General features: G+C 39.6%; 14 protein-coding genes. 3 read left to right on the top strand and 11 right to left on the bottom strand.

Features of this window, described 5'->3' with window-relative positions:
• Nucleotides 1–5: 5 nt before the first annotated feature.
• Nucleotides 6–1,319, bottom strand: a complete 1,314-nt coding sequence (gene pssA / locus L2672_RS07280) for a CDP-diacylglycerol--serine O-phosphatidyltransferase (protein ID WP_248995176.1) — start codon at nucleotides 1,317–1,319, stop codon at nucleotides 6–8.
• A 430-nt stretch (nucleotides 1,320–1,749) separates the two neighbouring features.
• Here pssA and dacB point away from each other — a divergent pair, with 430 nt between their 5' ends.
• The gene (dacB, locus tag L2672_RS07275) at nucleotides 1,750–3,261 is read left to right on the top strand and encodes a D-alanyl-D-alanine carboxypeptidase/D-alanyl-D-alanine endopeptidase (protein WP_248995175.1); all 1,512 of its coding nucleotides are present in this window, start codon (nucleotides 1,750–1,752) and stop codon (nucleotides 3,259–3,261) included.
• 73 nt (nucleotides 3,262–3,334) lie between these two features.
• Here dacB and L2672_RS07270 read toward each other — a convergent pair whose 3' ends face one another.
• Entirely contained in the window at nucleotides 3,335–5,089 is a 1,755-nt protein-coding gene (locus L2672_RS07270; RefSeq protein ID WP_248995174.1) for an acyl-CoA dehydrogenase family protein, read from the bottom strand.
• Nucleotides 5,090–5,386: 297 nt separating this feature from the next.
• Here L2672_RS07270 and L2672_RS07265 point away from each other — a divergent pair, with 297 nt between their 5' ends.
• Complete coding sequence (locus L2672_RS07265; protein ID WP_248995173.1) at nucleotides 5,387–6,235, top strand: hypothetical protein; 849 nt, start codon at nucleotides 5,387–5,389, stop codon at nucleotides 6,233–6,235.
• 59 nt (nucleotides 6,236–6,294) lie between these two features.
• Here L2672_RS07265 and L2672_RS07260 read toward each other — a convergent pair whose 3' ends face one another.
• From L2672_RS07260 to aroA, 9 genes are all read right to left on the bottom strand, one after another.
• On the bottom strand, nucleotides 6,295–6,846 hold the full coding sequence (locus tag L2672_RS07260) for a DUF2058 domain-containing protein (RefSeq protein ID WP_248995172.1): 552 nt from the start codon (nucleotides 6,844–6,846) through the stop codon (nucleotides 6,295–6,297).
• Nucleotides 6,847–6,856: 10 nt separating this feature from the next.
• Nucleotides 6,857–7,669 carry an SDR family oxidoreductase gene (locus tag L2672_RS07255; protein WP_248995171.1) on the bottom strand — a complete coding sequence of 271 codons (813 nt, stop codon included), beginning with the start codon at nucleotides 7,667–7,669 and terminating at the stop codon, nucleotides 6,857–6,859.
• Nucleotides 7,670–7,703: 34 nt separating this feature from the next.
• Nucleotides 7,704–8,402 (bottom strand): orotidine-5'-phosphate decarboxylase, encoded by a 699-nt coding sequence (pyrF, locus tag L2672_RS07250; protein WP_248995170.1) that lies wholly within the window; start codon nucleotides 8,400–8,402, stop codon nucleotides 7,704–7,706.
• A 45-nt stretch (nucleotides 8,403–8,447) separates the two neighbouring features.
• Nucleotides 8,448–9,608, bottom strand: a complete 1,161-nt coding sequence (gene lapB / locus L2672_RS07245; protein ID WP_248995169.1) for a lipopolysaccharide assembly protein LapB — start codon at nucleotides 9,606–9,608, stop codon at nucleotides 8,448–8,450.
• A gap of 2 nt (nucleotides 9,609–9,610) precedes the next feature.
• A complete protein-coding gene (locus tag L2672_RS07240; RefSeq protein ID WP_248995168.1) occupies nucleotides 9,611–9,916 on the bottom strand; it encodes a LapA family protein in 306 nt (101 codons plus the stop codon).
• A gap of 122 nt (nucleotides 9,917–10,038) precedes the next feature.
• Nucleotides 10,039–10,326, bottom strand: a complete 288-nt coding sequence (ihfB, locus tag L2672_RS07235; RefSeq protein WP_248995167.1) for an integration host factor subunit beta — start codon at nucleotides 10,324–10,326, stop codon at nucleotides 10,039–10,041.
• Between the two features lie 75 nt (nucleotides 10,327–10,401).
• Complete coding sequence (rpsA, locus tag L2672_RS07230) at nucleotides 10,402–12,069, bottom strand: 30S ribosomal protein S1 (protein ID WP_248995166.1); 1,668 nt, start codon at nucleotides 12,067–12,069, stop codon at nucleotides 10,402–10,404.
• Nucleotides 12,070–12,205: 136 nt separating this feature from the next.
• Complete coding sequence (cmk, locus tag L2672_RS07225; RefSeq protein WP_248995165.1) at nucleotides 12,206–12,889, bottom strand: (d)CMP kinase; 684 nt, start codon at nucleotides 12,887–12,889, stop codon at nucleotides 12,206–12,208.
• A gap of 182 nt (nucleotides 12,890–13,071) precedes the next feature.
• Nucleotides 13,072–14,355, bottom strand: coding sequence for a 3-phosphoshikimate 1-carboxyvinyltransferase (gene aroA / locus L2672_RS07220; RefSeq protein ID WP_248995164.1), 1,284 nt, complete (start codon nucleotides 14,353–14,355; stop codon nucleotides 13,072–13,074).
• Nucleotides 14,356–14,739: 384 nt separating this feature from the next.
• On the opposite strand from aroA, the gene L2672_RS07215 reads away from it, so the two are divergent.
• Entirely contained in the window at nucleotides 14,740–15,930 is a 1,191-nt protein-coding gene (locus L2672_RS07215; RefSeq protein WP_248995163.1) for an amino acid aminotransferase, read from the top strand.
• The last annotated feature ends 52 nt before the right edge of the window (nucleotides 15,931–15,982 follow it).

The following is a 15,982-nucleotide window of genomic DNA, read 5'->3' as shown; positions in this document are numbered from 1 at the left end:
ACAACTTATAAAATTCGTTTTAACAAAAAATCTGCTTTAAGTCGTCTGATCCTATTCATAATCTTTTTAACTGATTGCGGATAGACACTTAAAGAGTCTAATTGACTGTAATGAAATAATCTTTCTGTATGAGTCAAAATGAACGATTGCTCATCAATGAAAGATTGTTTCCAACTCCCTGACTCGTCATGTAACAGGAGTCCATTTTCAAGATCTAATGCCCACGCTCTAGGGTTTAAATTCGACCCAGTGATCAAATGCTTTTTATCATCACAACTAATCCCTTTTAAATGGTAAGAGTTGTGCTCATGCTTCCATAAATGAATATTCAGTAAACCGGATTCAATCGCCCATTGCTGGCGTTTGGCAAATTTTCTTAAAGATTGCTCATACATGTATGGCAAAGTACCAATAGTCGAAAAATCTTTCTCAGGTGGGATGTAAAAATCATTAGCTGTTTTGTCACCAACAACAATATCAATTTTTACCCCCTGTTTTAGCTTCGAGTTAATCGCTCTGGCTAGCGCTAAAGGCGGATTAAAATACGGCGTACAAATAAACAAGTGATCTTGCGCACTTTTTACAATCTCTAAAACCGCATTATTAAGCACATTGGCCTTTTTACCTAATCCAACTAATGGCGTCACTCGATTGCCTATTCTCGTTGAGTCAAACTCATATTTTGCATTCGATAAACGCGACTTAAAGCTTCTAACTTCGTGCTTTTCAGCAACCACTTCAGATTCTTCAGGTTGAGTCAGCGAGCTCACGGCTGGATCATTAATAATGTACTGCTGGATCATCAGTCTCATGCTGTGAGCAAGTTCAGCACTTTCTATTTGATGATAGCGATCAAAGCGATACTTATCAGCTTGTTGCAGGTAAATATTATTGATACTTGCACCACTATAAATAACGGTGTCATCAAAAATAAAACCTTTAAGGTGAAGTACGCCCAAAAACTCACGAGATTTAACCGGTACACCAATAATGTCGATGGGATGATCAGCATTGGCGATAGCATTACGGTATAAAATGTAGTTGCCACTATCTCCTTTTTGACCTATCAACCCTCTTCTTGCACGGTGATAATCCACTAAGACCTTCACATCAAGTTGCGGATTTTTAGCTTTTGCTGTGAGCAAGGCTTCTAGCACTTCTCGGCCAGCCTCATCATCTTCTAAATATAAAGCCGCAATGTAAATCGACTTTTGCGCAGATGCTATTTGGTCTATTAACGTATTTTTAAAATTTTCTGGTGTTAATAACCATTTTAACGCATTAGGCGCTAATGAAATTCCACCTAGCTTTTCAAGCAAGGTATCCTCCTTAAAGATTATTTCATTGCAGTGGTAGTAGTGACATAATGAATGTCTTGTACTGGCTGTTTAAAACTACAATGTAAATAGTGTTCTAACAATAGTAATTTAGTGAATGTTTACCCATTATAAAATGCACAAATTAGCGAATTGCAATGAGTGTATAAACCATTCTAACTATTGAGGCTCGCAAGGTTACAGTCTGTAAATTGTAACGACGAATGATAAAGTGGCATAGAAAGTAACGATTAAACACCTATTGGGCAAGATTTTTCTGATTTAATCAGCCCTTAACTAGCCCTTTTTGTTCAACATTTGCACAAATGTATAAATAAAACGTTAAATGATACAAGGTTGTATATTTGTTATGACCATTTCAAATGTCAGCACATCAGCATAAAATAGAAACTCTCGACGGATATTTGATCTTATGGCTTTTGTTCAAAAATGTTTACTCGCAACAGCAGTATTTTGCTTAAGCACCAGTGTTAAATCGGCTATCACAGAGTCACCAAAAACATCAGTTCAACCTAACGCAGATCAACAACATGTTGCCTCTATAGTTAACTTTATCAATCCTGCTCATTCATTAATTGCTCTCAGCATTTGGGATATTGAAGATAAACGCTTAGTTTATCAGCAAAATGCCAATATGCTAATGAACCCAGCAAGTGTGATGAAAATCCTCACCGCATTAGTAAGTGCTGAGGTACTCGGTAAAAACTTCACCTATACCACCCGCCTTTCTACAGACGGGGAAATACAACTGACCAACAGCACATTGACCAATGATATTTACCTACAATTTAGTGGCGATCCAACGTTAACTTATGCTGACTTATCAAAGTTAATTAAACGGTTAAAAAAGCAAGGAGTTAATCAAGTTTCAGGTAATATTTACTTAATTGGAGATACCCTATCGAATGATCAGCCTGCGGGATGGGTATGGGATGATTTAAACATTTGTTATGCGGCTCCTGTCTCCAGCTTTATTATTGATAAAAACTGCGTTAAAGCACGCTTAAGTGCTAGTGGTCACAACAAAAAGACTCAATTAAAAGTGATGGGTAAGCGACCGATTAAAGTGGACAATAACACCCAATTTGCTACTTACTCTGCCTCTAATGCAGAATGTGACCTAAATTTAAAACGTAAAGATAACAACCATTACACTTTAACGGGGTGCTATGACCGTGCTAAATCTCTACCGCTGTCGATAGCGATTAATGACCCTGTCGATTATGCGTTAAAAGTGATCAACAACATTTTTGAACAGCAAAAAATAACCTTGCAAGGCCAAACGATAGCGCTGAATAATCTATTATCGACTAATGATTTGTCTCACGCTCCTCAATTAATCACCCAGGCAACTCACTCTTCAGCGTCACTGAATATCATTATGGAGGAAATGTTATTAGACTCTGACAATTTGATGGCAGAGGCATTACTTAAAACTAGCGCTGAATATTATTATGGTGAAGCGGCAAATTTAAATAAAGCTGCCCAGACCTTACGAACTGTACTGAATCAATTAGGCATTGACTTAGGTGCTGCTAATATTGCCGACGGTTCAGGCTTGTCTCGATATAATATGCTGTCGGCCGCTCATGTTCTTAATACTTTAAAATTTATCGTCGAACATGAAGAATATCATTATATTCTCGACAATTTGCCGTTATCAGGAAGAACGGGAACCTTACAATATAAACGCTACTTTAATCGCGCTCCTTTGAAAAACAAAGTCATCGCCAAAACTGGCAGTATGTTAGGTGTGTCGAATCTTGCAGGACAATTTGAAGCATCAAATGGAAAAAAGTACATATTTGTTGTGTTTGAAAATGGCTTAAGCCCCAAAATTAAGAAAGAGCAAAAAGCGTCTTATTCAGCGTTATTGTTACAAAAGCTAATGGACATGCCGTTAGTCATTGAACCTAATCAATAATTAACTTCCTCTTATTCTAAGCGAAAAAAAGCACCTTAACATGAAGGTGCTTTTTAATGTTTAAAAACTAATATTAAAATAGGTCAGCCGGCATAGACATAATAGACTCATCACCCGCTTTGACTTGTGATAAGTGATAATCAGACTTGCTCAACAACTTAGCCATGTAGAATTGAGCTACATAGTGTTTTTGTGCGGCAAATTCACTGTCTGAATGCCCATGAGCTTTATCCGCCATCAATAACCAGTAAAAACCATATAATGCAAAACCAAAGGCATCTAGATAATCTACTGCTGAAGCATTGATTAGCGCAGGTTGGCTTAGCTTGTTGTCATTAATGTAATCAGCGACTTCAACTAATGACTCTAGACGAATAATGACCGCTTGCTTATCTGCATCAGAGGTATGTTGTAAAGCCTTGAGTTGTTCAACCGACTCTGCAACAAACATTTTTAAGGTGGCAACATTGTCACCAGTCACTTTACGTCCAAGAAAGTCAATCGCCTGTATGCCATTGGTTCCTTCATAAATTTGTGCAATACGTGTATCACGAACTAACTGCTCGATACCGGTTTCACGAATGTAACCATGACCACCAAAAACTTGCTGAGCCATAATAGTGGCATCTAAACCGCGGTCGGTTAAAAATGCTTTCGCCACCGGTGTCAGTAAACCCACATATTGTTTTGCTTTTGCTTGCACATCACCTTCAGCATATTTGGCTAAATCTAGCTGCTTACCGGTATATACTGATAATGCTCTGCCCGCTTCAGTTAATGCTTTAATTGTCAGCAACATGCGTCTGACATCACCATGAACAATAATCGGGTCTGAAGCACCAGAAGGTTTGACGCCAGCCGCAACACCTTGTAAGCGCTCTTTAGCATATTCACTTGCCATTTGATAAGCCGCTTGTGAATTACCTAAGCCTTGAATTCCAATCGCTAAACGTTCGTAGTTCATCATTGTAAACATACAAACTAAACCACGATTAGGCTCTCCAACTAAAAAGCCTTTGGCATTGTCGTAATTCATCACACAAGTTGAAGATGCTTTAAGGCCCATTTTGTGTTCGATAGAACCCACAGAAACCCCATTGGCTTCGCCTAAACTACCGTCTTGATTCACTAATATTTTTGGCACTAAAAACAGTGAAATGCCATTAGAGTCTGGTAACTTAGCTAAAACTAAGTGAATGACATTTTCAGTTAAATCTTGGTCGCCACCAGTAATAAATATTTTATTACCAGAAATAGCATAACTACCATCGTCTTGAGGCACCGCTTTAGTACGAATACCGCGTAAGTCAGACCCCGCATGAGGCTCTGTCATATCCATAGCACCTGACCATTGACCAGAATATAAATGGGGTAAATAGGTTTGTTTTAACTCATCAGTCGCATGAGCATTTATACATAGTGCCGCGCCAGCAGTTAAAGAGCTATAAAGAACAAATGAATTGCAGGCACTGTAGCCCATTTCGTCAACAAGAATACCCAGCATTTTTGGCATTCCCATGCCGCCATACTCAGCATCGCCACATAAACCGACCCAGCCACCTTCAGAGAATTGCTGGTAAACCTCTTTAAAACCGTCTGGAGTAATAATGGTGTCGCTCTGGTGAACAACCCCCTGCTCGTCTCCGGATCTATTTAAAGGATGAACAAGATCACGGCTTATTTTACCGGCTTCATCTAAAATGGCTGTGGCTGTATCCATATCCACCATTTCGGCTAATTCAGGTATTTCTTGCCAGGTATTTTGGGCATCAAAAACATCTTCTAAAAGAAATTGCATATCCTTCAATGGGGCTTGGTACGGGTTCATATCAGTCTCTTAAACAATTAATTAAAACAGTTGTTTAAATTTATAGAATTTACCCGATAAATACAAGCAATAACTCAGCTTAAAATGACTTTTAATCTTACGGTTAATTTAATTAATAAGGCAGGACTTAGTGTCTTAAGCGTAAAGATATTGAAAGATAAGTTGGCAGATACTAAGAGACAATTGATGAAATAAACCCATTATTCTGTTTTTAAAGGTGTTGAAAGCAATAATCATTGTCAAACAATCAACTATTTACGCTAGAATATGGATTCAATCAGTCGAAATAGAAATACAATGTCGCTTGAACAACTTTATGATTCAATAGAATACGTCACCATTATTGGCAACGCAGAGGGTGATTGGGCTTTAGCACCTGCGGGGAAAACTATCACCTTTAATACCACATATCATGAAGACGCAATACATATTCGTGCTGACCATTTATCTGCACCCAATAAGCCACTTTCAGTAGAAAACACCGAGCATAATGGCTTATTTGAAGAAGTGCTCAATACGGTTGCCCAAAGCTTAGAGAAAAGGGTCAATTGTGCTCCCTCTATTGGCTTAGTAACGGCAGTGATGACGGCAATGGTCTCTAAGAGTGTTAAGTTACGAAGAATGACTTTGTTACCCAACTTAGCACAAATAGAGTCAACTGATGAACTCAAGCGTCAACGTTGTCTAAAATATAATTGGCTCGGAGAAAGGCGTATCGCATTGGGCATTGCGCTTACACACCCTCATATGAACTGGCCTGATTTATACCTTAAACCTAAAATCGACTTCACCGTCACGCCACATAAAGATCTTAATCCTTTTGAATTACTCGTGGGCGATATTTTTGGAATTGAGCAAAACGCATTAGATTTAGCCAGAATACAACACCAATCAACAATGCCGACTGATTATCAAAAACAAGTTAACACATTAAAAACCTTGGCTAATCTAGACACCCAGTATTGGCTAGCCACGTCAAATAAAGATTACCTGCTAGAGTGTGAAGGATTTTTTTACAACAAACAAAATGATAACGGCAGTCATTGGTATTTAAAGGATTTTAAAGCATCGCAATATATTGACGATATTCGCCACCATTTAGCCTACTGCCAACAAATTTTAGCATTTAAGGCATTAACCGTTTAACGGATAGCAAAAAAGGCCTCATTTGAGGCCTTTTTTTGATTAACTTAAGCTGTGGTTATCTACCACATTAAGTCATCAGGGATTGCATAATCTGCATACGGGTCATCTTCATCAGCAACTTGCTCAAGTGAATCTTCAGCATGTTTATCCCATAAGTATCCACACCATTCAGGCACTAATAACTGTACACGGGCTGCCAGTTTATGAGGAACAACGTAACTACTGTCCTCATACCTAACGATACCTAAAGCGCCATTTAAAAGACTTTTTTGAATTTTTTCGTCAATATATAACGAATAAATTTTATTGTTTAGCGTGTAGTTAAATTTAACTTCTGCATCTTGCGGCAAAGAAATCGCGAACTTTTTAAATTCGGTGATTAATCCGCGCACTTGACCACGCTCAGTCGCTTCTTTGAAACGTTGCTCATTGAGTTGCTTGTCTTTTAAAGCCTGTTGCTTTTTCTGATCTGCAATTTGTTGTTTTAACGCTTCACTGCCATCGTCAATATTGGCTTTTTTATCACGACGTTTTTGCGTTTTTGCTGTTCTAAGCTTTTGTTTGCTAGCCAACCCTGCTTTGAGTAATTGGTCTTGTAATGCATTTGCCATTTTATACCTTTTATAAACCTTGTTTTGCGGCCATTTGCCCTAATTCAGCCATTGCCATGCTTGCGCCGCCTAAAGACCAACCACCGTCTACCGGTAAAACAACCCCTGTTATATATGAAGCGTAGTCTGACGCAAGAAATAGCGCCGCATTGGCTATATCTTGTGTTTGACCGTTACGCTTTAATGGCACACTATTAGCCACTTTTTGCTGTATTGCTTCATTTGGTGCTAGACGATTAAAACCCTCTGTATCGGCTATCGGCCCAGGAACAATAGAGTTGACCCGAATACCTTCAACACCCCACTCAATCGCTAACGTGCGAGTGAGCATATCTACACCCGCTTTTGCAGCACAAACATGTATCTGCAATGGCATAGCAATGTAAGCTTGTGGCGCCGAGATTTGAATAATAGAAGCATTTTGACGATTTAATAATGGATAAGCCTGTTTGACGACTTGAAAGCTACCCAATAGATCAATATCAATAACCGATTTAAAGCCATTATTAGATAACTTTGCTGCACTGGCAGGAAAATTACCTGCAGCACCACTCACTAATACATCAATCTGACAAAATTGTTCACTAATTTGTTCAAAACCTTGCGCTAAGGCAACTTCATCTCGGACATCAAAACATACGCCCACATGGTTACCCTGTGGGTTGGCTTGGTTTAATAACTCAACAGCATGGTTGACTTTATCAGCGTTACGACTGGCAACGGCAACGTTAGCGCCACATTGTGCAAAATTAATCGCAACCTGTAAGTTAATACCCGATGTGCCACCCACAACAACAATATTCTTATTAGTATAGTTGAACAATTTTGAACTCCTTCTCTAACTCAGTCTGTATTGATTAAGCCTGTAACGACTGGTGAATAGCTGATAATGCCGCTAAAGGATCATCAGCTTGAGTAATAGGCCTGCCAATCACTAAATAATCTGAACCTGCTGCAATAGCTTTAGGCGGTGTCATAATACGATGTTGATCGCCAACATCACTGCCAACAGGTCTAATACCCGGTGTCACTAAATTAAATTGTTTACCAAAGGTCGATTTTAATAGCTGAGCTTCTTGCGCAGAACACACAACCCCATCAAGGTTAGCTTGATGAGTTAATTTTGCCAAGCGAAGCACTTGCGCAGACGCAGGAATGTTAATTCCTAATAAAGTCAGGTCTTCATCTGACATTGAGGTTAATACGGTAACCGCTATCAATAAAGGGGCATCATTACCATAAGCTGCTAGGGCTTTTTTGGCCGCCTGCATCATAGCTAAACCACCACTCGCATGCACATTGGTCATCCACACACCTAAATCAGCAGCGGCACTGACGGCTTTAGCAACGGTATTGGGAATATCATGAAATTTTAAATCTAAAAATAAATCGAAATCTCTGTCATGAATTTCTTTTACCAGTGTTGGCCCAAACAAGGTAAACATTTCTTTGCCTATTTTAAGGCGACATAATGCTGGGTCTAGCTTATCAATAAGCGATAACGCCTGATTTTTATCATTGTAATCTAATGCGACTACGATAGGTTTATCGATCATTTTTACTCCAAGTGTTTCTGTACTATTTTAGTCTAACTCTGTTGTTTACTCGCCATCCAAGCCTTTAATTCGCTTAATACTGCCCCACTGCTTACATGAGGGGCAATGCCAATAAAGTGCGTGCGCAGGAAAGCCACATTCATGGCAACGATAACTAGGACGGTATTTAATTTGTTGCTCAACCAACTTTTCAAGCATTGATAAACTTTCTTTGGCATTACCATCTTCAGCTTGTTCAATGTGCATTTTCATCAAATATTGAAATCCGCGCATGGTTGGTTGCTTGTATAGATTGTCTAGCATCATAGACTCTGCTTTTGGCTTATCGCCCATGATAATTTGATGATCGGCTAATGCAATGGCAACACTGGCACCCGCACCATTTTGTATCGCTGAGGTTAACAGTTGTTGATAACCGGCTAAATCATCAGTTTGACGATAAACTTGTTTAGCAATGTTAATTGCATCAGCAAATAACGCGATATCGGCATTGGTTAATTCTGCTAGCGCTTTTTTACAAGCATCGTGGTCATTCAAATCAAAATAGATATTGGCTAAAGATAACCACGCTCGTCCACATTTGGGGTCTTGTTTAATGGCCGCTAGGAATTGTTTTACTTTTTCAGCTTGCTCAGTAGCTTCGTCGGCTAATTGGCAATAAAAATGCGCCGTTTGAACTTTAAAAGTTTGTTGACGTTTACGGGGAAGTTTCTTGGTAACCTTAATGGCATTTTGCCACTCTTTAGTGACTTGATAGATTGAAATTAGTTGGGTTTCAGCCTCTTCGCTGTGTTCATCTTGATTGACTAATTTAAGAAAAATTTCCTCAGCGCGGTCATAGAAACCCGCCGCCATATAATCTTTACCTAACTCCATCATCGCAATATCTCTTTGCTCTGTGGTTAAGGAAGGTCTGGCAATTAAATTCTGATGAATGCGAATAGAACGGTCGACTTCACCGCGCTTACGAAATAAAGTGCCTAATGACAAATGCGTATCAATCGTTTCGTCATCAACGTCTAACATGGAAATAAATAAATCTACTGCCTTATCTGACTCATTTGAAAGTAAAAAATTTAACCCAGTAAAGTAATCTCGGCTAAGTTTTTTACTTGAATGTCTATCGCGTAAATGAATACTGCGACGACCCATATACCAACCGTATCCGGCTGCTATTGGTAATAATAAGAACAGAATCTCAAGCATTATTAATTAAGACTGCCTGTCGCTGATGAGTGGTCTGATTCGGGCTGTGCTGTGGGAGTTTTACCTAATTTAGCTAATTGCTTATTGGCTTTTCTAAGCGCTAGCTTGGTTTTCATAATGTAGTAACTAGCAAACAACCAGCTGATCATAAAACCGGCTAAAAACACAACAGCTAACACAACGGGTAAACGGTATTCGCCTTGAGCAATAAAATAATTCAATGTCACCAGTTGTTCATTTTTAGCGCCAAACAACAAAGCCAAAAAAAACATTAACACCACGACTATAATCGCTATAAAAGACTTCACGCTACTCTCCAAATTGTTGTCGCTATTAATTGATTATCTAAGATAATTCACTGTCTGACCAGCTTTGACTTTCAATAGATACAAAAAAGCCTCCAATTGGAGGCTTTTTATTCAAGCGTTAATCAATGATTAACAGCATCGACGCGTTCGCGCAGTTCTTTACCCGGCTTAAAGTGCGGTACATATTTGCCATCCAATTCAACTGAAGTACCAGTTTTAGGATTACGGCCAACACGCGGAGCACGATAATGAAGCGAAAAACTACCAAAGCCACGGATCTCAATACGATCACCGCCTTCTAATGTTGTTGCCATTTGCTCTAACATTTCTTTGATTGCTGCTTCCACTTCTTTCGCCGACAGTTGCGACTGCCCAGTGGCGAGTTTTTCGATAAGTTCAGATTTTGTCATCCTAGCTATCCCCTATTTCCAAGCCAAACACAGTCGCCTAATGGGGACGAATCCCCATACAACAGGCGATTTCGATTACTTACGAGCAGCTTTAAACGCTTCAGCCATTGCATTGCTGATTACTGCGTCGTCTTGCTTGTTCAAAGATGCGATCGCTTCTTTCTGCTCAGCTTCATCCTTAGCACGGATTGATAAGCTGATAGAACGATTCTTACGATCTACGCCCATGAACTTAGCTTCGATTGCATCACCAACTGAGTAAACAGTAGATGCATCTTCGATACGCTCTGCAGAAATGTCAGCAACACGGATGTAACCTTCAACAGTTTCAGCTAGTTCAACTGTAACACCTTTAGCGTCAACAGCAGAAACAGTACCGTTAACTACGGTGCCTTTCTTCTTGTCTGCTAAGTATGCATTGAATGGATCATCTTCAGTTTGCTTAACACCTAAGCTGATGCGCTCACGCTCTGGGTCTACTGAAAGAACAACAGCGTGGATTTCGTCGCCTTTCTTGTACTCAGATACTGCATCTTCGCCAGTACCATTCCAAGAAATGTCAGATAAGTGAACAAGACCATCGATACCGCCGTCAAGACCGATAAAGATACCAAAGTCAGTGATAGATTTGATCTTACCAGAAACTTTGTCGCCTTTGTTGTAACGAGTTGCGAAGTCATCCCATGGGTTAGTCTTACATTGCTTAAGACCTAGAGAAATACGACGACGCTCTTCATCGATGTCTAGAACTAATACTTCAACTTCATCACCTAAGTTAACAACTTTAGATGGGTGAATGTTCTTGTTAGTCCAATCCATTTCAGAAACGTGTACTAAACCTTCAACGCCTTCTTCGATTTCCACGAAACAGCCGTAGTCAGTTAAGTTAGTTACGCGACCAGTTAAACGTGTGTTTTCTGGGTAGCGCTTGCTGATTTCTAACCATGGATCTTCGCCAAGTTGCTTAAGACCTAATGATACACGAGTACGCTCGCGGTCATACTTAAGAACTTTAACGTTGATTTCGTCACCTACGTTAACGATTTCAGATGGGTGCTTAACACGCTTCCACGCCATATCAGTGATATGTAATAGACCGTCAACACCACCTAAATCTACGAATGCACCGTAGTCAGTTAAGTTCTTAACGATACCTTTAACTGCTTGGCCTTCTTGTAGGTTTTCAAGTAATGCATCACGCTCAGCACTGCTTTCTGATTCGATAACAGCACGACGAGAAACAACAACGTTGTTGCGCTTCTGGTCAAGCTTGATAACTTTGAATTCTAATTCTTTGTACTCTAGGTGAGCAGTATCGCGAACTGGGCGAACGTCTACTAGAGAACCAGGTAAGAAAGCACGGATACCGTTTAATTCAACAGTGAAACCGCCTTTAACTTTACCATTGATGATACCGATTACAGTTTCAGCATCTTCGTAAGCTTTTTCTAGAACGATCCAAGCTTCATGACGCTTAGCTTTTTCGCGAGAAAGTTGAGTCTCACCAAAGCCGTCTTCAACAGAGTCAAGCGCTACGTCAACTTCATCACCAACTTGAATTTCTAAAACGCCTTGAGCATTTTTGAATTCGTCAGCAGAGATTGGGCTTTCAGACTTAAGACCAGCGTCAACAAGTACCATACCGTTTTCGATGGCAACAACAGTACCACGAACGATAGAACCTGGACGGAACTCAAGTTGTTGAAGGGATTGTTCAAATAGATCAGCAAAAGATTCAGTCATGTTTAATTTACTTAATGTAATAAACCACTATCCGTCCTAGATGTGGAGTCGAGTAATATTATCCGTATCATCCTTAATACGAATACCTACTGTCTAGTCTAGCTTAAATAACTAATAAAGTTAGCTTTAATTTAAATTAGCCAGTAATTTTTTTGTTGACGTGCTCTAGTACAAGAGCCAGTACGTCATCGATACAAACGCCGCTAGTGTCAATCACTAACGCGTCATCGGCTGGGACTAATGGCGACGCCGAACGGTTTATATCTCGTTCGTCTCGCTCAATAATCTCAGCCAAAAGACGGTTGATTTTAACATCGAAGCCTTTGTCCTGCAACTGATTATAGCGCCTTTGCGCTCTTTCCTCTGCAGAGGCTGTTAAGAAAATTTTTGCGGGAGCTTGTGGAAAAACCACTGTCCCCATATCTCGACCATCTGCCACTAAGCCGGGCATGGCATTAAATGCACGTTGGCGACGAAGCAACGCTTCACGAACTCTCGGTAACGCAGCCACTTTTGAAGCCGCATCTGAACATTCTTGACTCCGAATTGTCGTAGTAACGTCTTCGCCTTCAAGCACAACTTTAATGCCATTATCATCACGAGTTAAAAACTGCACATCAAGATGTGCTGCCATGAGCGTTAGCGCTTCTTCATTAGTTAACTCAATATCATGGTGGATTGCGGCTAATGCGAGTACACGATAAATTGCACCACTATCGAGTAAGTGCCAGCCTAAGTGTTTGGATAATAACTGGCATATTGTCCCTTTCCCTGCACCACTGGGACCATCTACGGTCACGATAGGAGCTTGTACAGTCATAAATTCCTCCGAAAAACATCATCCTTGAAGATAAAAACAGTGACCCAAAAATAAGCGGCGATATTGTATATCATTTTAAAATAAAAAACTGTTTAAAAATGAAAATACACTCAGAAGTGTGCGTTGATCAGCATCAACACAATACACACTTCTGAGTGGCTTTATGATTAATATCGAAAAGATTAACGAGCCGCTAAACGCTCAAACTCACTAAAATAGGTTGGGAAAGTTTTAGAGGTACAATCTGGGTCATTTATCGTAATACCACAAGAGTCGAATGCGACTAATGAAAAGCACATTGCCATTCTATGATCGTTATAGGTATCGATATCGGCAGTATTGATTTTCTCGGGTGGCGTAATAGTAATGTAATCATGACCTTCATCAACTATGGCCCCCACTTTACGTAACTCTGTTGCCATGGCAGCTAAGCGATCGGTTTCTTTAATTCTCCAGTTATAAATATTGCGCAATGAAGTTGTTCCCTCAGCAAATAACGCCGCAGTTGCAATAGTCATGGCTGCATCAGGAATATGATTCATATCCATATCAATGGCTTTTAAACAAGATTTGCGTGCAATAATATAATCATCACCCCACTCTATATCCGCGCCCATAGCCGCTAACGCATCCGCAAACTGAACATCCCCTTGAATACTCAATTTACCCACACCAGTGACCTTTACTTCACCACCTTGAATCGCGCCGGCAGCTAAAAAATACGATGCTGACGAGGCATCACCTTCAACTAAAACGGTACCCGGAGAAACATATTTTTGACCCGATTTAATTTCAAACCTTTGGTAATCATGATTCAAAACTTCAACACCAAATTGTTTCATCAGTGCAATAGTAATATCAATGTAAGGCTTAGACACTAATTCACCTTTAATGGTGATATTAACGGTATCTCTTGCCAAAGGCGCAACCATGAGTAATGCGGTAAGAAATTGACTCGACAAATCACCCGCTATTTCAACATTACCGCCATTTAAGCCTGTTGCATTAACGGTCAATGGTGGGAAACCTGGATTTTTCAAATAATCAACTTTAGCCCCTAACTGAGCAAGAGCGTCCACTAAATCACCGATGGGTCTTTCTTCCATTCTAGGTTCACCCGTCAGGGTAAATTGCCCCTGACCTAAGGTTAAAGCAGCACATAATGGACGCATTGCCGTGCCTGCATTGCCTAAGAATAAACTTTGTGCAGAATCAGCATTAATTGCCCCATTGATACCAGTCACTTCGCATACGGTATTGTTGTGACTCAGCTCAAAGCTAACACCTAATTGTTTAAGTGAAGCTAGCATGTAACGAATATCGTCAGAATCGAGTAAGTTAGTTAATGTCGTTTTACCTTCGGCTAATGTCGCCAATAAAAGCGCTCTGTTTGAAATGCTTTTTGAACCTGGGATATTAATAACACCATTCATTTTGCTTATGGGTTCTATACGTAATTGTTTCATTTTCTATCTTCTTATCTAAAAATGGTTTATTAGCCCTAGGCTAAACGGGACTGGAAAAAATTCATTACATTACCGATTAAAACTTGCGTTTATTATTCTGCCCCTAACGTTACCAACCCTTGAGGAGGATTCAAGACAAAATTTACTTAAATAGCGCTAAAAAGCTTATTTTTAACAATAATTCACTTTAAATTGTAATGGCCAGACATTACAGCAGATTTGAAAATTTATTGATAGTTATTTTTGATGTCATTAATAGTTTCCATATGAAAAATTCTAAATAAAAAAAATATCACACTATTAGTACATTTAAGGCTTTATTTGTTGTTTTAAAGCACGCTATTCTTGAAGCAGAAAAATAAATTATTTAACAAGGTTATGTTGATGTTTGAACAACTAAAAGCACTCCCTTCTGACCCTATTTTGGGGCTACTTACGCAATATAGAAATGATCCGCAAGCCAATAAAGTCGACTTAGGGGTGGGTGTATATAAAGACCCACAAGGTCATACGCCAATATTAGATTGCGTCAAAATTGCTGAACAACAAAGAACAGCAACTGAAGATACTAAAGTGTATATTGGCCCCACAGGATCTGCTCAATTTAATCAATTGATCACCGAGTTAGCTTTTGGGACACAACATAGCGCGCTTTTAGCTAATCGAATTCGAACTATATCAACACCTGGTGGCACTGGAGCGTTACGTGTTGCCGCAGATTTTATAAAACGCTGCAAACCCAATGCTGTGATATGGGTAAGTGACCCTACTTGGGCTAACCACACAGGGCTTTTCGAAGCCGCAGGCATTACGGTTAAAACCTACCCTTATTATGACTACGACACTAAATCATTAAAATTTGAACAAATGCTACAAGCACTTAGCCAAGTTTCAAAAGATGATGTGGTGTTACTGCATGCTTGTTGTCATAACCCTAGTGGCATGGATTTAACAACAGAGCAGTGGGATCAGGTTATAGCAATTACCACAAAGCAAGGCTTTACGCCTTTAATTGATATGGCCTATCAAGGGTTTGGCCAAGGAATAGACGAAGACGCTTACGGGGTTAGAAAAATGGCCGAGGCCGTTGAAAACATGATTCTTTGCAGTTCATGTTCTAAAAACTTTGGCTTATATCGTGAGCGAATTGGTGCTTGTTCTATTCTTGGCCTTAATGCAGCTCAAGCTGATATCGCCTTTTCTGTGCTCCTTTATGTGGTGCGTTGTATTTACTCTATGCCACCGGCACATGGTGCCGCGATAGTTGAAACCATTTTAAGTGATCAAAAATTAAAGCAACAATGGTTAGATGAACTCGCGATAATGCGTAATAGGATTAATGGCAATCGCCAAATGTTAGTCAACAAACTCATTGAAAACGGAGTTGAGCAAGACTTCAGCTTTATCGCCAATCAAAAAGGCATGTTTTCATTTTTGGGCATAAGCCCTGAACAGGTTGCGGCTCTTAAACAACAACATAGTATTTATATGGTTGATTCGAGTCGAATTAGTATTGCGGGTATTAGTGAAACTAACGTTGATTATTTGGCAAAATCAATAGCCACTATTTTATAATCAAGCTCTAAAGCCAATTATATTGATAGCAAAAAGGGCTGTAATTCAGCCC

This window comes from Shewanella gaetbuli (genome assembly GCF_023284065.1).
Lineage (GTDB): Bacteria > Pseudomonadota > Gammaproteobacteria > Enterobacterales > Shewanellaceae > Shewanella > Shewanella gaetbuli.
Note: the sequence above shows the minus strand (reverse complement) of the source record. Positions and strands in the feature narration are given on the sequence as shown.